Source organism: Chryseobacterium sp. NRRL B-14798 (assembly GCF_050470705.1).
GTDB lineage: Bacteria > Bacteroidota > Bacteroidia > Flavobacteriales > Weeksellaceae > Chryseobacterium > Chryseobacterium cupriresistens.
Genome location: NZ_JBFLUL010000005.1, coordinates 2,996,636 through 3,015,233, shown reverse-complemented (window position 1 = coordinate 3,015,233; position 18,598 = coordinate 2,996,636). Strand labels below are relative to the sequence as shown.

The window sequence follows — 18,598 nt, the reverse complement described above, 5'->3', positions numbered from 1 at the left end:
AAAACTTTTAATTTTCAAATTAAAACTATATTTCTTATTTTTGACCAATGGAAAATTTTATAGTATCTGCAAGAAAATATCGTCCTCAGGAGTTTGATACGGTTGTAGGACAATCCCATATTACGGATACTTTAGAACATGCAATTGAAGAAAGTCAATTAGCTCAGGCATTACTTTTTTGCGGTCCTCGTGGTGTGGGTAAAACTACTTGTGCCAGAATTCTGGCAAGAAAGATCAATGAGAAAGATGGCTCGGTTTCAGAAGATGGTTTTGCTTACAATATCTATGAATTGGATGCTGCATCCAATAACTCTGTTGATGATATCAGAGAACTTATAGATCAGGTACGCTTTGCACCTCAGGTGGGTAAATACAAAGTATATATCATTGATGAGGTTCATATGCTGTCTTCTGCCGCTTTCAATGCATTCCTTAAAACGCTGGAAGAGCCGCCTGCGCATGCTATTTTTATTTTGGCTACCACGGAGAAACATAAAATTATTCCAACAATTTTATCCCGTTGTCAGATTTATGACTTCAAAAGAATCGTCATCGAAGACATACAGAGCCATCTGAGAAACATTGCCCAGAAAGAAAATATCCAGTATGAAGATGATGCCCTGTACCTGATTGCTCAGAAGGCAGACGGTGCATTAAGAGATGCACTTTCTATCTTCGACAGACTTTCGACTTTCTCCCAGAAAAATATTACACTGGCAAAAGCCGCCGAAGTGCTCAATATTCTGGATTACGATCAATATCTGAATATTGTGGATCTTGCCAGGGAAAACAAAATTCCTGAAGTGCTTTTCGCATTTAATGAGATTGTAAAGAAAGGTTTTGATCCTCATATTTTCATTGCCGGATTAGGAAATCATTTCAGAGACCTGATGATGGCACAGAATGCTTCCACCATGGAACTCATTGAAGTAGGAGAGAAGACCAAGGCCAGGTTTGTAGAGCAGGGACAGAAATGGGCCGCCCAGCAGCTTATTGATGGTATTGAAATCTGCAACCATGCAGATATTAATTATAAGAATTCCAAAAACCCTAGACTTACGGTTGAAATTGCATTAATGCAGCTGGCTTCACTGACAGCTAATTTAGGCGATACTAAAAAAAAAAATTCCTGATACTGGCTCCGTTTCTCAGTGAGAAACAGGAGGTGAAAATGCCGGAAAAAACTCCGAAGAAAAAAGAAGTTAAAACAGAACAGCTGTCTGTTACTACTCAGATGGTTCAGGAAGTTTCTGTGACCAAAACTACCAAGCCTTTGTCAAGACCGGGAATATCCTCCGGTTTCAGCATCAATTCCTTTTTGAATAAAGAAGATAAAGTGGAAACAGCAGAAGATGTTGTGGTGAGAACTGAAAATCTTCCTCAAAACCATTTTACAGATACAGATCTGCAGACGGAATGGAAAATTATGCTTAAACAGCTTCAGGTAAAAAATAACTTTGTATTTAATGCGGTAAAAACCTTTAAACTGGTAAAAGCTGAAGAGCATAAAATCAAAGTTTTGTTCCCGTCAGACTCTGCAAAAGTGGAATTTGATAAAATAAGTGGAGAATTTTTTAATCATTTTAAAAGAAAAATTCAGAATCATATTATTGAGGTAGAATACGTCAGAGACGTTGAAAATCTGAAGATTGAGGTGGTGACGAAGAGAAAATTATTTGAAAAGTTTATAGAAAAAAATCCACTTTTGAAAGATCTTGATGATTTAATGAAGTTTGATTTGACATAATTTTTATATATTTGTCAAATATTTCTGTCAGAAATAAGTTTCTGACAAAAACAAATTAAACCAGAAACGCTAAAACAAGACATTTCCAGATATAATGGAAAAATTGATTAACACATATCAGTCTTTTTTTGCACCCGCTAATTATTTTTTTAGCGGTTATTTTAGTTTTTCTGCTTCTTATTATAGAAATTTCAGAACGTATTACCGATTTTATTGGTACTGTTAACTGAATTTCTTTCCAAAAAATACAGGAGAAGTAGAGCCCTATTATTTTCCTGATTCCTTTAAACAATTTTGAACGGCATTTTTTGAAAAGAATTATAAATTAAATTTTATAATCCAAAGGGCTATTGCTGTCAATGAATAAATAATATAAAAAAACAATAAAATTTAGAATAATGAATTTAAATGATTTAAAAAATGAGTGGATCGATGGGCTTACACAGCCACTAATGATTGCAGGACCATGTAGTGCGGAAAGTGAAGCTCAGATGCTTGAAACGGCCAGGAGAATTAAGGAATCCAATGCCAATGTATCCGTTTTCCGTGCCGGAATCTGGAAACCGCGTACCAAACCCAACGGTTTCGAAGGTGTAGGAGTGATCGGTTTGAACTGGCTGAAAAAAGTAAAAGAAGAATACGGTTTTAAAACAGCAACTGAGGTAGCCAATGCACACCACGTATTTGCAGCTTTAGAAGCAGACGTAGATGTTCTTTGGATCGGAGCGCGTTCTACAGTGAATCCATTTACGGTACAGGAAATTGCAATGGCTTTAAGAGGAACTGATAAACCGGTATTTGTGAAAAACCCTGTAAATCCGGATCTTGCTTTATGGATCGGAGCTTTGGAAAGACTTTTAGGACAGGACATTAAAAACCTTGGAGTTATTCACAGAGGATTTTCAACCTACCAGAAAACAAAATACAGAAACAATCCAAACTGGCAGATTGCCCTTGATTTCAAGAGCCAGTTTCCAAATATTCCAATGTTAATCGACCCTTCTCACATCTGTGGAAACAGAACAGGTCTTGCAGATATTACACAGGAGGCACTTAACGTAGGATACCAGGGAGCGATCATTGAATCTCACTGTAATCCTGATGAAGCATGGAGCGATGCTTCCCAGCAGATCACTCCTGAAGTTCTTGCAGATCTTATCGGAAATCTGAAAGTGAGAAGCTCTAATCTTGCCGGTTTTGAAGGAGAAATGGGAAGACACAGAACTTTAATCTCCGATCTTGACTTCCAGTTAATTGAACTTCTTTCTCAAAGAATGAAAATTTCTGAAAAGATCGGTAAGCTTAAAAAAGAAAATGACATTGCGATCTTCCAGCCTGAACGTTGGAAAGTAATCACAGAATACGCTACCCAAAAAGCAAAAGAAACAGGAATGTCTCAGGAGTTTATTGAAAAAGTATTCAAAGCGATTCACGAAGAATCTATTGAAGTTCAGAATAATATTATGATCGAGAGATAAATTGCGGATAATAGTAAGAGTAGTATAATTTTTACTAGATATTCAGTAAAAAAAATAAATCAGGGCTTAGCCATCAGTATTTAGGAGAATTGAAACATTGTGTTTTTGACCCTATTTTCTGAATGCTAAGCCCTAATTGCGTATATTTGCACCAGCATTATCTATGAAAGGAAAAATCATTAAATCTACAGGCAGTTGGTACCAGGTTTTGGAATTGGAAACAAATAAAATTTTCGAGGCCAGAATCAGGGGGAAATTCAAATTAATAAAAACCAGACTTACCAATCCACTTGCTGTAGGAGATTTTGTTGAGTTTCAACTGGAACAGGATGATATTGCCTGGATCACGAAAATTGAACCCCGCTCTAATTATCTGATCAGAAAATCCGTAAATCTTTCCAAAGAAGCTCATATTATTGCTTCCAATATCGATTTGGCGTGCTTTATCTTTACGCTGAAACATCCTGAAACATCATTAGGATTTCTTGACAGGTTCCTGGCATGCTGTGAAGCTTATAATATTACACCACTGATTCTTTTTAATAAGATTGATGTATTGCACGAAGAAGAAATTGAAATTGTAAAAGATATTGAATTCCTATATCAGGAGATAGGATATGATACTCTGGAAATTTCGTCCTATTCTAAATTGAATCTGGATCAGCTTCAGGAAATTCTTAAAGATAAAACTTCCGTATTCTTTGGCCACTCAGGTTGTGGAAAATCTACCTTAGTGAATGCTTTGCAGCCGGGATTGAATTTAAAAACTTCTGAAATTTCAGATACCCACCTGAAAGGTAAGCATACAACAACTTTTGCCCAGATGCATTTCTGGGATTTTGGAGGAAATGTTATCGATACTCCCGGGGTTCGTGAATTTGCAATGATTGATATTGAAAAAGAAGAAGTACAGCATTACTTTCCTGAAATTTTTAAAAAGAGAGAAGAATGTAAATTTCACAACTGCCTTCACATCAATGAACCTAAATGTGCTGTTATCGATGCTCTTGAAACAGGAGAAATTCAGCATTCGCGCTATGCTACTTACATTAAACTGATGGACGAGGCAGAAGAAGCTTCTCAGAAATAATCATACAATCTTTATGTAACAGGACAAATTTGTCAGAAATAATCTAGAGACTATCATTGGATGGTCTCTTTTTATTTTTAAAACCCTTTTACCGAAATGACACCCTTGTCAAGGTTTGAAACCTTGACAAGGGTAACACTTTCTTTTGCTGCTAAAGAATAATATTTACTGTTATTATTTTTTTTAAAGATCAATTTAATGTATTCTGGATATTTTATTTTTTGTAATTTATTTTTTTGATTTTTACATGAAAAAATATTCGTTTTTAAATAACTCTACTTTTCAACTTTACAATTTTGGCAGATAACTCCACTTTTGTCATATTTCTGACCACCATGAGATTGGATTTTCAAAAAATAAAATTATTTCACCAATTGCAATTAAAAGAACAAAATCGTTAAATATGATTAAATATTAATTAAAAAAATTACATAATTAATAAAAAATGCCTTTATTTTTTGCAAATAAAAAACCCAGCCGAAGCTGGGTAAAAACTAATAACCATGAAAACTCAAATTAAACATGAGAATCGCAATAGAATAAACAATTACTGTGCCAAAGTTTGTGTTACAATTTCTTAATAAAAGTTATTTTTATGTTAAAAAAAATTAAAATAAAAATCAAAGATATTTTTTGTAATTTTGCGCCATTAAAAAAATATACATTTATGTCTAACATTACATTCACTATGATTAAGCCTGATGCAGTTGCTGACGGACATATCGGTGCTATATTGGGTAAGATTGCTGAAGGAGGTTTTAAGATCAAAGCTTTAAAATTAACTCAGCTTACAGTTGCTGATGCAAAAAAATTCTATGAAGTACATGCTGAGAGACCATTTTATGGAGAATTAGTAGAATTCATGAGCTCTGGTCCTATCGTTGCAGCAGTTTTAGAAAAAGACAATGCAGTTGAAGACTTCAGAACATTAATCGGTTCTACTAACCCTGCAGAAGCTGCAGAAGGTACAATCAGAAAAATGTTTGCAAGAAGCATCGGAGAAAATGCTGTTCACGGTTCAGATTCTGACGAGAATGCATTAATCGAAGCTCAATTCCATTTTTCAGGAAGAGAGATTTTCTAAGAAAATCATCTTACAAAATAAAAAATCCGGAGAATTTTCTCCGGATTTTGTTTTTTATAGGATTATTTAAAGATTATTTTCAATAGCTCCCACTTTTTCTCTGTACAGCTCAACAGGTTTATTAAGCAAAACTGCGATCACCGTCAGTTGTTTATCCAGTCTTTCTTTAGGGACATCAATATAAATAATTCCCGGACGGTCACTCCAGTAAAGTTTATTATAGATCGTATGATTGAGCATACTGCCTTCTCCTACGATTCTTATTCTGGCAATGTCATTTTTTATTCCTTTCAGAGCAATAGGTCCCGTAGGAATTCCTTCCACAAAAAGATATAGAGTCTGTTTGTCTTTTGACAGAGCGCTCATTCCTGAGAAATGACCTTCCGGCAGTCCTTTTCCGGTCTCAAAAAACGCTTCTGCATGCTTACTTATCCATTGCAGTGTTTCCGGGTTTGTTGAAGGTGTTTTCTGTATTTTCATGTCAAGACCATCGGAGGTTAAGCCTTCATTGTTAAGTAGATTATTTCCGTTATGCAATGCGTTGCTCATATCATAGACGGCTTCCTGGGTATTTTTGCTTTCCAGTATTTCGGGAAGAGAATATTTTTCCTTCTTAAAATCGTTCAAAAACGCAGGAGGAGTCTCAAAAGTAAGTTCTGCCACCGTGACATCCTTGTCAAATTTTACTTTGGAGAAATTCAAATTCAGTGTTTTCTCGGCATTATAATCCATCGTAACAACAGCAGATGCATCTCCAATGATTTTTACAGAAAGGGGTTTTGTAGCCAGTCCATAGATTTTTGTAAGTTTTTTAGCTTCTTCAAGATAAAGAAACAAAGATTTTTTCGAGGTTGAAAACGCTGATTTTCCTTTGTAGTTGTCAAAAGAAATTCCACGTGTTGTTTCATAGATGGCATGTTCATTTTTGGATGTCCATCTGCCCAGGTTTTTCAGAATTTCAATTTGCTCTTCCGGAATAGTGCCGTCTGATTTCGGACCGATATCAAGCAAAAGATTTCCTCCCATGCTGATCACATCTGCCAAAGTCCTTACAATCATATTGGGTGTTTTATAATTTTTGTCAAAAGGCTGATACCCCCAGGAATCATTCATGGTATAACAAAGTTCCCAATATTGATTTTGGGGCGGAACTACCGGAATGCCCTGTTCGGGAGTATCGTAATCACCATGATTATTGAGTCTTGAGTTAATAATGATATTGGAATTGTATTTCCCGAGTAAATCCAGGGTTTGAGAAGCTTTCCATTCATCAGAAGTATGTTCCCAGTCTCCATCAAACCAGAGAAGGTCTGGTGAATATTGGGTAGAAAGTTCATTAAGCTGACCCTGATAATAGCTGATGAAATTCTGCCAGCGTGCCGGATGACTTTTGATTTCGTAGCGCTTTTTTGTACGGGTATTGACATCATAATACGGATGGCTCCAATCCGGCAGAGAGAAATAAAGTCCTGTTTTTAATCCTGACTTTTTCAGTGCTGAAACAAATGGACTTAAAACATCTTTTCCGGCCAGAGAATTTTTAGGGATGGTAGTGGCTTTTTCTGCCTTTGAATTCCACAATGAAACTCCGTCATGATGTTTTGTGGTAATGACCGCATATTTTGCTCCGGATTCTTTTATCAGATCCACCCATTGTTGCGGCTGGTATTTTGAAGCTGAAAAACCATTCAGCTGTTTCATATAGTTTTCGTGATTGATATAATTATTGAAGAATGACCATGATTCTGAGATTCCATTAACCGAATAGATTCCCCAATGAATAAAAATTCCCAGTTTGGCATTTTTAAACCATTCCATTTTTTTGCTGTTGTCAACTGTCTGAACCTGTGCGTCGATACTACTTACAGATAATATCAATCCAAGGAAAACAGCTTTAATCAGACTGTTTTTCATATATGTTTTATTTTAACATTAAATATAGATAAAGAAAACATTATAGTGTAGAATAGTTTGTGATATTTAATGATAATTGTTGTCAAAACGTTTCTTATTATTGTATTTTTATAAATGGAACGTTTATTGTAAAATTTACCCGAAAAAGCAATTATGAAAATTCCAGCAATATTAATGGCAAGTTTATTAGCGGTAAGTGTTTCTGCACAGACCACTAAACCAGAAACTAAAACAAAAAAGCCTGTCAAAAAAATAAAGAAAGCCACTTCCGCGGATACCGTTGAAAAGAAAAAACCGGGAGCCCCTAAGCCGGTAGTTAAAAAAGATACCCTTGTACTCCGCGAATATGGTTGTCCGGCCTGTGGAATGGGATAGAAGATGAGAAAGCCGATGTTAGGAGTATCAATGATGGCAGAGGCGGATTTTGTTTCTGCTGTTTTGCCATTGTTGCAGAATAATTCCATCGAAGTGATGGAATGGTCTTTTGATACCCTTTATCATACCAATGAACCGGACTGGCTTCTGGATCTATTGAATTTTTATGCAGAAAATAACCGTTTAATAGGGCATGGAGTATATTATTCTTTATTTGATGCAAGATGGACAGCAAGACAGGAAGAATGGCTGAAGAAATTGAAAGAAGAAGTCAGTCTGCGGAAATACAATCATATCACGGAACATTTTGGCTTCATGAATACTGAAAATTTTCATCAGGGAGTTCCTTTGCCGGTCTCTCTGGGGCCGGAAACCCTACAGATTGGGAAAGACAGGTTATACAGACTTCAGGAAGCTGTCAATATTCCTGTAGGCGTGGAAAATCTGGCATTCTCGTTTTCCATTGATGATGTGAAAGAGCAAGGGGTTTTCCTTGACAAACTGATAGAAGATACCGATGGTTTCCTGATCCTCGATCTGCATAATATTTACTGCCAGTCCTGTAATTTTGAAGTCGGTCTTCAGGAAATAATAAACTTGTACCCACTCCATAAAATAAAAGAAATCCATCTTTCAGGCGGAAGCTGGCAGGAGAGTGCGTATGGAAAGAAGCAGGTGAGGAGAGATACGCATGATGATGTTATTCCTGAAGAAATTCTCTCTGTTTTACCCTCGGTTCTTACACAATGTCCAAATCTGGAATACATTATTATTGAAAGATTGGGGCATACCTTAAAAACCGAAGAAGAAAGAAATGATTTTCTGGATGATTTTAATAAAGTCAGAACAATAATTGAAACTTCAGACCTGAAATTCAAAGAAAAAAAACGTTGGTGTAAAAAGGAAGTGAAACTTTCCGAAAAACCTTTGGAAGACCTGCTTTTGTATGAAGAACAGTCGAAACTCACAAAACTTCTTTATGATCATACAGATGTGAAGGCTATTAAAGATCTGGACTTTCATTATTTTAAAACACAAAACTGGGACGCTGAAATGATCCTTACAGCGCAGAATATCATTAAAAAGTGGAATCCTTATTAATTATTCTATCCTGATAACCAAAATCAAATTATATGAAAATGATAACATTAGTATTGATCATTACCGCTGTCCTCACTGCTTTGATAGGAGGACTTTTCTATGCGTATTCATGCTCAGTTGTTCTCGGCCTGGGAAAACTTTCTGATACAGAATACCTGAACGCAATGCAGAATATCAACAGGGAAATCCTGAATCCTGTATTCTTTATGAGTTTTATGGGAACGGTGGTTCTTCTTCCCTTATCTACATTTTTGCTCCGCGGACAGCAGCCTGTTTTTATTTTTCTTCTTCTTGCTGCACTGGCTTATCTGATTGGAGTTTTTGGGGTAACGGTTGCCGGAAATGTTCCGATGAATGATACTTTGGATAAATTTAATATCTCTAATTCTACAGCAGAAGCGATCAGACAGATGCGGGAAAATTTTGAAAACAGATGGAATTTTCTCAATAATATAAGAACTGTTTTTTCCGTCATTACCATCCTTTTTGTAGTCTGTGCCTGTGTCTGGAATAAAGAATTATAAAGGATTAAGTGAAAATACCTACTATTAAATTACGTATTTCTACCGATGTGTACGTCTGGTTTTATTCAGATCTTTGTGTTGTTAGCAAGACCATTTTAAACATTTCAATATGTTGAAAAAAAGATTATAACCAGGACGACTTAAATTTCCAAACAAGAGAAAAGGCAGCCAATGGCTGCCTTTTGTTTATCATAAAGATAGTTTCTTTAGATTTTTAAAAGCTCGATTGTTCTTTCCGGGCTTTCAGCTGAGAAAACAGCATTTCCCGCAACAAGAACATCGGCACCTGCTTCAAATAATTTGGAAGCGTTATCAAGATTTACTCCTCCGTCTACCTCGATAAGTGCAGTTGAGTTGTTACTTAAGATCAGATCCTTGGTTTCTGCAATCTTTTTGTAAGTATTTTCAATGAACTTCTGCCCTCCGAATCCCGGATTTACGCTCATTAACAATACAAGATCCACATCTGCAATAATATCTTCAAGCATCAATACAGGAGTAGAAGGATTTAAAACAACACCTGCTTTTGCTCCCTTGCTCTGAATATGGTGAATAGTTCTGTGAAGGTGGGTACATGCTTCATAATGAACAGAAACAAGGTCAGCACCATGATTGATGAATTCATCAACATATTTTTCAGGTTCCACGATCATCAGGTGAACATCCACAAATTTTTTAGCATGCTGCTGAACAGTTTTCATCACCGGAAAACCAAAAGAAATGTTAGGAACAAATCTTCCGTCCATGACATCAATGTGGAACCAGTCGGCCTGAGAATTATTCAGCATTTCAATGTCTCTTTGCAGATTCCCAAAGTCTGCTGATAAAAGGGATGGAGCAATAAGCTTCGTTTTCATTTTTACTTTTTATACTTTTACTTTTATTATCCTATTGAAAATGAATGGTCATGGGTGAAGTAATAAATGGCTAGATATCCTGTTATTAACACCACTTCTATGACAGATAACTTTTTATTGTTAATATTTATGAGTAGAAATCTGTCGATTACAAGCAGTCCAAACAGTACTAAAAAGAAAATTATTTCTATTGTAATTCCTAAGCTTCCACTGGGATTGGATGTAAATAATTGATAGACAATTAAAGGAATCCATAGCCCTACAAGTGTAATAAATACAATAGAGATAAAGGTTGGTCTTTTTATTAAATTAGAAATAGCCTTCATTTTAATTAATGATACTTCAGTTTCATTTCCGGCTTGATCTTAAGAACTGTTTCATAGATAAGTTTGATGACATTACCTACATCTTCTTTAGAGACCATTTCTACTGTAGTATGCATATAACGCAAAGGTAAGGAAATTAAAGCACTTGGTACGCCGCCGTTAGAGTGGGCAAAAGCGTCTGTATCAGTTCCGGTTGCTCTGCTGGCTGCAGCTCTCTGGAATGGTATTTTCTTGGTCTTTGCGGTGTCAATAATTAATTCTCTGATGGTGTGGTGAACACTTGGTGCGAAGAATACTACCGGCCCGGCACCACATTTCTGATCTCCTTCTTTTTTCTTTTCAATCATTGGAGTGGTTGTGTCGTGGGTAACATCCGTTACAATGGCAATATTCGGTTTGATGGTGTCAGCAATCATGTCTGCACCATATAAACCTACTTCTTCCTGTACAGAATTGGTAATATAAAGTCCGAACGGTATAGATTTTTTATTTTCTTTTAGCAGCCTGGCAACTTCAGCAATCATGAAACCGCCGATTCTGTTGTCCAGAGCTCTGCAGACAAAATATCTGTCGTTCATTTCAAAGAATTCATCCGGGTAGGTGATCATACAACCTACAAAAATTCCCATTTCTTCCACTTCTTTTTTAGAAGTCGCACCACAGTCGATGAAGATATTTTCAATTTTAGGCGTAGGCTCATTCTGATTGGTTCTTGTATGAATAGCCGGCCATCCGAATACCCCTTTTACAATTCCGTTTTCACCATGGATATGGACAACTTTTGAAGGAGCAATCGTCTGATCAGAACCTCCGTTTCGGATGACGTAGATCAATCCGTCATCTGTAATATAATTGACATACCATGATATCTCATCAGCGTGTGCTTCAATCACTACTTTGAATTCAGCTTCCGGATTGATGATCCCATAGCAGGTTCCATAATGGTCTACTTCAATTTTATCTACGTAAGGTCTGATGTAATCCATCCAGACTTCCTGACCTTTATGTTCGTAACCTGTTGGAGATGATGTGTTTAAATATTTCTCTAAAAATTTCAAAGATTTCTTTTCAAATTTCATAAAAAGGAATGATTTTTGCGTTTAATTTTTCTTCTTATAAGTGTAAAAATAATGAATTTTAGTAAGATTATCTGCCTTTTTATTCTCTTTTTTGGAGTAAGTGTTTTCGGTCAGAAGGATGGGATAGTGGCGAAACCACTCAATCAGTACCCGCCTGAATCTCTGAAAGTGGATGAATTTGGTAATAAATATTATTATGATGAACAGCAGAAGATTAAGGTGTATGAAATCAATGGAGAGCCTGTAGTCGTATTGGATGAGTTGGTTTTAGTGAATAAACCGAGATTTAATAACCAGCTGGATAAGAATTACTATTATTTTCTCAACAAAAAGCTGTACAGGGTATATCCGTTATTTGTGACTGCATTGCAGCAGTACAGAGATATCCAGAAAGATATGAATGATCTGGACAGCAAAGCCAAAAGAAAGTTTGTAAGAGAAAGACAGAATATACTGGCTGACCAATATGAAAAACAATTGAGAGATCTTACGACTACCGAAGGACAGGTTTTTGCAAAACTGATGAACAGGGCAACCGGAAAAAATGTATTTGAGATTATCAAAGAATTAAGAGGTGGATGGAGTGCTTTCTGGTGGAATGTAAAAGGAAAAATGGCTGATATTGACCTGAAAGAACGCTATGATCCCCACACCAACAGAAGTGATGAATTTATAGAATCATTACTGCAGTCCAACTGGAACTCAGGTTATCTGCAGCCTTATCCCGGAGCTAATGATTTTAAAGTAAAGAAATAATATAAATTCCTGTAAGAATGCTTACAGGAATTTTTCTTTTAATTTATCAAATACAATTTTATCTATAGGAAGAGGAAAAGGATTGTCCGGTCTGTCGATATCAATCCATTCTGTTTTTTCAATACAGGGATCCAGAATAATAAAGTCTTCCTCGTTAACGATATCTACTATATAATATATGGTAAGGAGCTGTTCGTTTTCTCTGAAGCGCGATACCAGAAAATTTTCCTGAGTATAGAAATGTTCCAGCACATTGATTTTTACATTCAATTCTTCATCAAACTCGCGGTGCAGACATTCAAGAACTCCTTCACCATATTCCAATCCGCCGCCCGGAAATTTCATTAAAGGTTCGCCGGCATATTCTTCAAATAAGGTCAGAACTTGTTTATCTTTTACCGCACAGGCATACACTCTAATGTTGATCTTGTCTATCATATATATAATGTATAATATTTTGTATAGCTAATGTAAGGAATTTTGTTGGAAAAGCTGGAAGTTGGAAACATGAAGCTGGAAGTTTAATACCATCTAATAATATTGAATCATATTATATTGATTATTATTTTAAAATAAAAATCAAAATTAATTAAGCACCCGGCAGTAAACATCCAGCTTCCTTCTACAACTTAATTGCATTAATCATCTCTCTTTTTCCCGGAGGTCCTTGTTTTTTCTCCACCTGGAAATTCAGTTCCTGAAGAATTCTTCTTACGCTGCCTTTAGAAGAGTAGGTGGTTAATAATCCGTTAATGGCCATTTTGTCAGCTACCAGTTCAAACAATGGCTTTTCCCAAAGGTCTGGCTGTACTCTGGCTCCAAAACAGTCGAAATAGACGAGGTTGATTTTTGGCAGATCAATGTCTTTCAGGTCGAAAAAATCACATTCTATCTTTTTTAAATTGAATCCACTAATAATTTCTACTGACTTTTCCCAATCTGCCAGATGAATTTTCTGATAAATATTTTTAAACTCTGGGTTATCGAAAAGTTCAAAGTAAGCCAAATCCTTAACTTCGGATTCATTTATGGGGTATTTTTCGAGCGAAAAATAATTGATGACATGATTTTTGTCAGTTTTTAAATATTCATTAATTGTTACCAAAACATTCAAACCTGTTCCAAAACCGAGTTCTAAAATATTAATTTCGCAATCATTTATTAAATTCAGTCCATTTTTGATAAACACGTGTTCGGCTTCCTGTAAGGCTCCGTGATGAGAATGGTAGTTTTCATTTAAATCATTGATAAACAATGTTTTACTTCCGTCGTTTGTGGTCTTAATCTCTCTTTTCAAGCTAATTTTTTGTCAAATTTACTCTAAAATTTTTATATTTAGAAAATTATGTTAAATTTGTAGAACATCGTAAAAATTTTAAAAAATGATAATTCAAAAAACTGAAAACTCCAGAATTTCTACATTTGACCCTAACAATTTTTCATTTGGTAGTACTTTCATCGATCATATGATCATTTGTGAGTATGAAAACGGAAAATGGGGTGATGTAAAATTAGTTCCTTACGGTCCGATTCCATTTACGCCTGCCATGATGGGAGTAAACTACGGACAAGCTTGTTTTGAAGGTATGAAAGCCTATAAAGACAAAGACGGGCAGGTTTTCCTTTTCAGGCCTGAAAAGAATTTTGAACGTATCAACAAGTCAGCGAAACGTCTTGCTATGCCGGAAGTGACTGAAGAAATGTTTTTAGACGGATTGAAAGCTTTGGTAGATATTGACAGAGAGTGGATTCCACAGGGGGAAGGAATGTCGCTTTATATCAGACCTTTGATTTTTGCTACAGAGGAAGCTTTGAAAGCAAGAGTTGCTAATAAATATATGTTTGCCATCGTTGCAACACCGGCACAGAGTTATTATTCAGAACCGGTATCTGTAAAGATCTCTGATCACTATTCAAGAGCGGCAAACGGAGGGGTAGGTTCTGCAAAGGCTGCAGGTAACTATGCGGCTTCTTTCTATCCTACACAATTGGCCATTGAAGAAGGGTATGAGCAAATCATCTGGACGGATGATGCTACACACGAATATTTCGAAGAGAGTGGTACAATGAACGTGTTTGTTAGAATCAACGATACGATCTATACACCGCCAACATCTGAGAAAATCCTTGACGGAGTAACGAGAGACAGCTTCATCCAGTTAGCGAAGAAAAGAGGTATCGAAGTGAAAATTGAACCGATTGCGGTAAAAACTGTAATTGAAGCTTTAAAGAGCGGTGAACTTAAAGAAGTATGGGGAGTAGGTACAGCAGTAGTAACCACTCAATTCCAGGCTTTGGGATATCAGGGAGAAAAACTTGCGCTTCCGAGATTATCTGATGAAGAAAGCTATGCGGCTATCCTTAAAAAAGATTTGGTAGATTTACAAACCAACTTGTCTGAAGATCCGTTCGGATGGAGAGTAATGGTAGGTCACGTATTGGAAACAGTATAATACTATTGATATAACGATATGAAAGCCGGGTTTTTCCCGGCTTTTTCATATCTGTCTATTCACGTAAAATGGACGAAGAGTTTTTGGCTAAGATCAATGCGTTACAACATTCACATATTTCTGTGTCAAGTTTTGTAATTGATTCGCGAAATGTGTATTTTCGCAAAAGTTTATGAAAAAAATACTCTTCATATCAGCCATAAGCCTGTTGAGCTGCAACAGAAATACACAGACGGTGCATCCCCCTGTAGGCGGGGTTTTGAGCCAGAAAGATCTGGATGTTTCTAAAAACAGGATGAAAAATTTAAATGGTATAGAACGTGGCCAGATTCAGGACTGGATCAGCGGCCAGTCTGTAAAATACTATCCTACGCAGCTTAATTATTGGGTAACCGTGGAAGGCTATGATCAGAGAGAAAGAAGGAAAGACGAAACAACCATTTCCTATTCTTATGATCTGTATGATTTTGACCAGACTAAAATCTATGATCAGCCTTTTGAGAGAAGAGATGCCAGATTCGGACACTTTGATGAACTGAGAGCAGTGGAGAACGCTTTGCGTTTTATACATGATGGAGAGGAAGTAACACTTTTGGTACCGTCTTCTTTGGCCTACGGAACTTACGGAGACGAAAAGAAAATAGACAACGACATTCCATTAATCATAAAATTAAAAGCTTTATAAATACATGAAATTGTTTAACAAGAATATAATTCTGGCAGCGGCAAGTATTTCGCTGATGAGTTGTACCCCAATTTATAAAAAAATGAACGTAGACAAAGAAACTTACGAAGGTCTTAATGACGGACTTTATGCCAATCTTCAAACTACAAAAGGTAACCTGATTGTAAAATTTGAAGACAAGAAAGCACCAGTAACTGTAGCCAACTTTATCGGTCTTGCAGAAGGGAAAATCGACAACAAAGCTAAGGCTAAAGGAGTTCCTTACTATGACGGAACTATTTTCCACAGAGTAATCAAAGACTTCATGATCCAGGGAGGTGATCCTCAGGGAACAGGAATGGGAGATCCCGGATATAAATTCGAAGACGAAAGAAACGACCTTAAACACACAGGGAAAGGTATTCTTTCTATGGCGAATTCAGGACCAAATACCAACGGTTCTCAATTCTTTATTACTGAAGTGGCTACCCCTTGGTTAGATGGAAGACATACGATCTTCGGAAAAGTGGTAAAAGGAAATGAGGTAATTGATGCGATTGCTAACGTTGAAAAAGGAGCTCAGGATAAACCTAAAACAGATATTGTTTTAGAAAAAGTTTCTGTTTTCAGCAAAGGTGATGAGTACAAGCATTACGATGCAGCTAAAACTTTCAATGAAGGAAAGGCTAAAATCGCAGAAAACAATAAAGCTTTCATCGCTAAAGAAGAAGCTGAAAAAAAGAAAAGAGAAGAAGAATTCAAAGCTAACCAGGAGAAATTGGTTGAAAACCTAAAAGCTGGTATGCAAAAAACTGAATCAGGCCTTTACTATAAAATTACAAAAACAGCTGACGGTAAAGCTCCAAAAGCTGGTGACAATGTATCTGTACACTATGCAGGTAAATTGGTAGACGGAACTGAATTCGATTCTTCATTCAAGAGAAACGAGCCTATCGAAATTCCAATCGGAATGGGAAGAGTAATCAAAGGATGGGATGAAGGTATCCTGTTATTGAAAGAAGGTGAAACTGCTACATTACTGATCCCGCCTGCAATGGCTTACGGAGAAAGAGGAGCAGGAGGAGTGATCCCGCCAAACTCATGGTTGGTTTTCGATGTTGAGCTTGTAAAAGTAAAATAATTGAATTTCACAATAGTATCAAAGCCGTCCGTAAGGATGGCTTTTTTTATTCTGCTGAGAGATATTCTGTAACGATCTGCGTAAATGGTACGACCCATTTACTATCCGGAAAGGCTCACTGTTTTTCTGATACGAATTATTTTAAACTTGTAACAATAATCAAGAAAATGAAAACCAAATCACTTCTGTTTCTGTTCATTATGCTGTCGTTGATGGCTTTTTCCCAGACTAAAGCAAATCCTGACGATGCAGCAATCAGAAAATCACTTACTTATTTTGTCAACAGCATTCAATCCAAACAGATAGATCAGGCGGTAAGCGGCATATATCCAAAATTCTTCACCATAGTGTCAAAAGAGCAGATGACACAGATTTTGAATATGACTTACAATAATCCATTTATGAAAATTGAAGTAGAAGATCTGAAGTTTGGAAATATTGAAAAGCCTGAACTCATAACCGGGGAATATTTTTCTATTACCCCTTATTTTTTGAAACTGAAATGCAATGTCAGTTCATTAAATGATGATATGAAAAAGAAAATGAACGGTGCTTTGACAGCCAAATACGGAGCAAATAATGTGAAATATGTCGCCAGTGAAGGCTCATATCTCATCAACGCCGCTATGAAAGCCTGTGCGGTTTCAAAAGATAAAAAGACATGGAAATTTGTTATTCTTGAAAAAGAATATAAAAAAGAACTGGTGAAGATTTTACCCAAGAAAATTCTGGATAAGTTCTAAAGAATAAACATTAATTTTTACATTGAATCGTACCGTCCCGAAAAAGACGGTTTTTTGTTTCCTGAAAATACCGTAGAAATACGGATTTCGGTATGAATTTATTACTTCTATCTTTATCATGCACTTAAAAAAACAAAATAAAAAAATATGTTTGACCTGAATTACGACCAGATAAAGAAGGAAATAGAATCTGAAGTATGCAAAGAACACAGTAGGCATCCGGAATTTGTAAAAACAGATGAAGGTTTTGGAATAAAAGCCTGCTGTGAACCATTCAGAGAAGAACTCGTTGAAAAGTCAGGGAAAATGATTGAAGAAAAAACAAAGAAGATCCTTGAAGGAATGATGAAGGATCTGTTTAAAGAATAAGTTTTTACGATGTTAAGATAACTTTGTTATCGGAAGCTGCTCCGGAAGGAGTGGCTTTTTTGTTAGAAATACTATGTTATTATTAACAATATAAATGGAGTAAGATCGTAAACAAAAACCGCCCCCAAACAGGGCGGTTTTCTCAGTAAAATAAATTGAAAAGTTATATGTTCTGTTATCTTTTCTTCATCTTGGTTCCGGCCAGGGAACTGATGAATACAAGGCCAAACCCGATATAAGCGGCAAATGCCGTCAGGTATATAATTAAGCTGTTAAAGCTAGGTTTTAAGGCGTATACCAACACTGAAAATGCAGCAAAACTTAACACCAGCATTAGGCTCCATATATGCAATTTTGCAGCATCTTCATTTCTCTTAAAAATCATTTCAAAAAAGGCTCTCATCATTACTAACATTTTAAGGGTTATACATTAATTTATAGCATAAAGGCGCACTCATCACGGTAAAAAGAATATATTCCTTTACTGGGCTAAGGTTCACGATGACTTTGCCATTTATTTATATCGCAATACCGGGCTGAAAGTCCGGGATATTTTTGTTTTTTTTGAATCAATCAATGATTCCTGGTTATTGTGATACCAGTCAGATACGGGTGCAAAACTGCTGTGAAAAACTAACGGGGGTTAATTAATCACGAGCCCGTATCTTTTACGGCATCGTAGAAAAAAAAGGATTCATATACTAGATATGAACTTGAATCAGTGGAAAAACTGAAAATCCACAGAAAACCTTTTTTCTCATCCTTAGTGTTTTTTTAATTTTTTCTCAAGAATTTATATGCCAATATCATGCCAAAATTCTGTTTGTTCGATTAACACTTTGTTTCACGGGATTGATGAGAGCAGTGGTGAAGCGTTTTTTCTTCTGTTATTTCCTT

Annotated in this window: 20 protein-coding genes; 14 read left to right on the top strand and 6 right to left on the bottom strand. The window is 36.1% G+C overall.

The window, feature by feature from the left end; all coding sequences use genetic code 11:
* Nucleotides 1-47: 47 nt before the first annotated feature.
* From dnaX to AB1278_RS14015, 5 genes are all read left to right on the top strand, one after another.
* Nucleotides 48-1,133 carry a DNA polymerase III subunit gamma/tau gene (dnaX, locus tag AB1278_RS14035; protein WP_202842770.1) on the top strand — a complete coding sequence of 362 codons (1,086 nt, stop codon included), beginning with the start codon at nt 48-50 and terminating at the stop codon, nt 1,131-1,133.
* 38 nt (nt 1,134-1,171) lie between these two features.
* Nucleotides 1,172-1,747 carry a hypothetical protein gene (locus AB1278_RS14030; protein WP_429815088.1) on the top strand — a complete coding sequence of 192 codons (576 nt, stop codon included), beginning with the start codon at nt 1,172-1,174 and terminating at the stop codon, nt 1,745-1,747.
* Between the two features lie 398 nt (nt 1,748-2,145).
* Entirely contained in the window at nt 2,146-3,225 is a 1,080-nt protein-coding gene (locus tag AB1278_RS14025; protein WP_047431451.1) for a chorismate mutase, read from the top strand.
* Nucleotides 3,226-3,388: 163 nt separating this feature from the next.
* Nucleotides 3,389-4,315, top strand: coding sequence for a ribosome small subunit-dependent GTPase A (gene rsgA / locus AB1278_RS14020; protein ID WP_062670366.1), 927 nt, complete (start codon nt 3,389-3,391; stop codon nt 4,313-4,315).
* A gap of 667 nt (nt 4,316-4,982) precedes the next feature.
* Complete coding sequence (locus tag AB1278_RS14015) at nt 4,983-5,399, top strand: nucleoside-diphosphate kinase (protein ID WP_034722935.1); 417 nt, start codon at nt 4,983-4,985, stop codon at nt 5,397-5,399.
* 66 nt (nt 5,400-5,465) lie between these two features.
* Here AB1278_RS14015 and AB1278_RS14010 read toward each other — a convergent pair whose 3' ends face one another.
* Nucleotides 5,466-7,313, bottom strand: coding sequence for an alpha-L-fucosidase (locus AB1278_RS14010; RefSeq protein WP_429815082.1), 1,848 nt, complete (start codon nt 7,311-7,313; stop codon nt 5,466-5,468).
* A gap of 153 nt (nt 7,314-7,466) precedes the next feature.
* On the opposite strand from AB1278_RS14010, the gene chrA reads away from it, so the two are divergent.
* Genes chrA through chrI form a run of 3 tightly spaced genes read left to right on the top strand, consistent with a single transcriptional unit; the run spans nt 7,467 to nt 9,313 of the window.
* Entirely contained in the window at nt 7,467-7,688 is a 222-nt protein-coding gene (gene chrA / locus AB1278_RS14005; protein WP_202842766.1) for an MNIO class RiPP chryseobasin precursor ChrA, read from the top strand.
* Nucleotides 7,689-7,691: 3 nt separating this feature from the next.
* A complete protein-coding gene (gene chrH / locus AB1278_RS14000; protein ID WP_429815079.1) occupies nt 7,692-8,789 on the top strand; it encodes an MNIO family chryseobactin maturase in 1,098 nt (365 codons plus the stop codon).
* A gap of 32 nt (nt 8,790-8,821) precedes the next feature.
* On the top strand, nt 8,822-9,313 hold the full coding sequence (gene chrI / locus AB1278_RS13995; protein WP_202842761.1) for a chryseobasin maturation helper ChrI: 492 nt from the start codon (nt 8,822-8,824) through the stop codon (nt 9,311-9,313).
* 206 nt (nt 9,314-9,519) lie between these two features.
* Here the strand turns inward: chrI and rpe are convergent, their stop codons facing one another.
* Together rpe and AB1278_RS13985 are read right to left on the bottom strand one after the other, a co-directional pair.
* Nucleotides 9,520-10,170, bottom strand: a complete 651-nt coding sequence (gene rpe, locus AB1278_RS13990) for a ribulose-phosphate 3-epimerase (protein WP_034698534.1) — start codon at nt 10,168-10,170, stop codon at nt 9,520-9,522.
* 331 nt (nt 10,171-10,501) lie between these two features.
* Entirely contained in the window at nt 10,502-11,575 is a 1,074-nt protein-coding gene (locus AB1278_RS13985; protein ID WP_062670358.1) for a chryseobasin maturation metalloprotease ChrP, read from the bottom strand.
* Between the two features lie 51 nt (nt 11,576-11,626).
* Here AB1278_RS13985 and AB1278_RS13980 point away from each other — a divergent pair, with 51 nt between their 5' ends.
* The gene (locus tag AB1278_RS13980) at nt 11,627-12,331 is read left to right on the top strand and encodes a DUF4294 domain-containing protein (protein ID WP_062670356.1); all 705 of its coding nucleotides are present in this window, start codon (nt 11,627-11,629) and stop codon (nt 12,329-12,331) included.
* A gap of 21 nt (nt 12,332-12,352) precedes the next feature.
* On the opposite strand, the gene AB1278_RS13975 is transcribed toward AB1278_RS13980, so the two are convergent.
* Together AB1278_RS13975 and mnmD are read right to left on the bottom strand one after the other, a co-directional pair.
* Nucleotides 12,353-12,769 carry an NUDIX domain-containing protein gene (locus AB1278_RS13975; RefSeq protein ID WP_110011642.1) on the bottom strand — a complete coding sequence of 139 codons (417 nt, stop codon included), beginning with the start codon at nt 12,767-12,769 and terminating at the stop codon, nt 12,353-12,355.
* Between the two features lie 184 nt (nt 12,770-12,953).
* A complete protein-coding gene (gene mnmD, locus AB1278_RS13970; RefSeq protein WP_110011643.1) occupies nt 12,954-13,628 on the bottom strand; it encodes a tRNA (5-methylaminomethyl-2-thiouridine)(34)-methyltransferase MnmD in 675 nt (224 codons plus the stop codon).
* Nucleotides 13,629-13,713: 85 nt separating this feature from the next.
* Here mnmD and AB1278_RS13965 point away from each other — a divergent pair, with 85 nt between their 5' ends.
* The 5 genes from AB1278_RS13965 (at nt 13,714) to AB1278_RS13945 (ending at nt 17,701) form a co-directional block, all read left to right on the top strand.
* Complete coding sequence (locus tag AB1278_RS13965; protein WP_429815073.1) at nt 13,714-14,784, top strand: branched-chain amino acid aminotransferase; 1,071 nt, start codon at nt 13,714-13,716, stop codon at nt 14,782-14,784.
* Between the two features lie 172 nt (nt 14,785-14,956).
* The gene (locus tag AB1278_RS13960) at nt 14,957-15,469 is read left to right on the top strand and encodes an FKBP-type peptidyl-prolyl cis-trans isomerase (protein ID WP_227941437.1); all 513 of its coding nucleotides are present in this window, start codon (nt 14,957-14,959) and stop codon (nt 15,467-15,469) included.
* Nucleotides 15,470-15,551: 82 nt separating this feature from the next.
* Nucleotides 15,552-16,589, top strand: coding sequence for a peptidylprolyl isomerase (locus AB1278_RS13955; protein WP_228406592.1), 1,038 nt, complete (start codon nt 15,552-15,554; stop codon nt 16,587-16,589).
* Nucleotides 16,590-16,756: 167 nt separating this feature from the next.
* Entirely contained in the window at nt 16,757-17,332 is a 576-nt protein-coding gene (locus tag AB1278_RS13950; protein WP_202842757.1) for a hypothetical protein, read from the top strand.
* A gap of 147 nt (nt 17,333-17,479) precedes the next feature.
* Nucleotides 17,480-17,701, top strand: a complete 222-nt coding sequence (locus tag AB1278_RS13945; RefSeq protein WP_343644238.1) for a hypothetical protein — start codon at nt 17,480-17,482, stop codon at nt 17,699-17,701.
* Nucleotides 17,702-17,876: 175 nt separating this feature from the next.
* Here AB1278_RS13945 and AB1278_RS13940 read toward each other — a convergent pair whose 3' ends face one another.
* Nucleotides 17,877-18,107 (bottom strand): hypothetical protein, encoded by a 231-nt coding sequence (locus AB1278_RS13940; RefSeq protein WP_411413900.1) that lies wholly within the window; start codon nt 18,105-18,107, stop codon nt 17,877-17,879.
* Nucleotides 18,108-18,598 lie beyond the last annotated feature (491 nt).

Excerpts from the sequence above, each read along its gene's own strand:
- dnaX (WP_202842770.1), top strand. The coding sequence starts at position 48 with ATGGAAAATTTTATAGTATCTGCAAGAAAATATCGTCCTCAGGAGTTT.
- AB1278_RS14030 (WP_429815088.1), top strand. The coding sequence starts at position 1,172 with ATGCCGGAAAAAACTCCGAAGAAAAAAGAAGTTAAAACAGAACAGCTG.
- AB1278_RS14025 (WP_047431451.1), top strand. The coding sequence starts at position 2,146 with ATGAATTTAAATGATTTAAAAAATGAGTGGATCGATGGGCTTACACAG.
- rsgA (WP_062670366.1), top strand. The coding sequence starts at position 3,389 with ATGAAAGGAAAAATCATTAAATCTACAGGCAGTTGGTACCAGGTTTTG.
- AB1278_RS14015 (WP_034722935.1), top strand. The coding sequence starts at position 4,983 with ATGTCTAACATTACATTCACTATGATTAAGCCTGATGCAGTTGCTGAC.
- AB1278_RS14010 (WP_429815082.1), bottom strand. The coding sequence starts at position 7,313 with ATGAAAAACAGTCTGATTAAAGCTGTTTTCCTTGGATTGATATTATCT.
- chrA (WP_202842766.1), top strand. The coding sequence starts at position 7,467 with ATGAAAATTCCAGCAATATTAATGGCAAGTTTATTAGCGGTAAGTGTT.
- chrH (WP_429815079.1), top strand. The coding sequence starts at position 7,692 with ATGAGAAAGCCGATGTTAGGAGTATCAATGATGGCAGAGGCGGATTTT.
- chrI (WP_202842761.1), top strand. The coding sequence starts at position 8,822 with ATGAAAATGATAACATTAGTATTGATCATTACCGCTGTCCTCACTGCT.
- rpe (WP_034698534.1), bottom strand. The coding sequence starts at position 10,170 with ATGAAAACGAAGCTTATTGCTCCATCCCTTTTATCAGCAGACTTTGGG.
- AB1278_RS13985 (WP_062670358.1), bottom strand. The coding sequence starts at position 11,575 with ATGAAATTTGAAAAGAAATCTTTGAAATTTTTAGAGAAATATTTAAAC.
- AB1278_RS13980 (WP_062670356.1), top strand. The coding sequence starts at position 11,627 with ATGAATTTTAGTAAGATTATCTGCCTTTTTATTCTCTTTTTTGGAGTA.
- AB1278_RS13975 (WP_110011642.1), bottom strand. The coding sequence starts at position 12,769 with ATGATAGACAAGATCAACATTAGAGTGTATGCCTGTGCGGTAAAAGAT.
- AB1278_RS13965 (WP_429815073.1), top strand. The coding sequence starts at position 13,714 with ATGATAATTCAAAAAACTGAAAACTCCAGAATTTCTACATTTGACCCT.
- AB1278_RS13960 (WP_227941437.1), top strand. The coding sequence starts at position 14,957 with ATGAAAAAAATACTCTTCATATCAGCCATAAGCCTGTTGAGCTGCAAC.
- AB1278_RS13955 (WP_228406592.1), top strand. The coding sequence starts at position 15,552 with ATGAACGTAGACAAAGAAACTTACGAAGGTCTTAATGACGGACTTTAT.
- AB1278_RS13950 (WP_202842757.1), top strand. The coding sequence starts at position 16,757 with ATGAAAACCAAATCACTTCTGTTTCTGTTCATTATGCTGTCGTTGATG.
- AB1278_RS13945 (WP_343644238.1), top strand. The coding sequence starts at position 17,480 with ATGTTTGACCTGAATTACGACCAGATAAAGAAGGAAATAGAATCTGAA.
- AB1278_RS13940 (WP_411413900.1), bottom strand. The coding sequence starts at position 18,107 with ATGATGAGAGCCTTTTTTGAAATGATTTTTAAGAGAAATGAAGATGCT.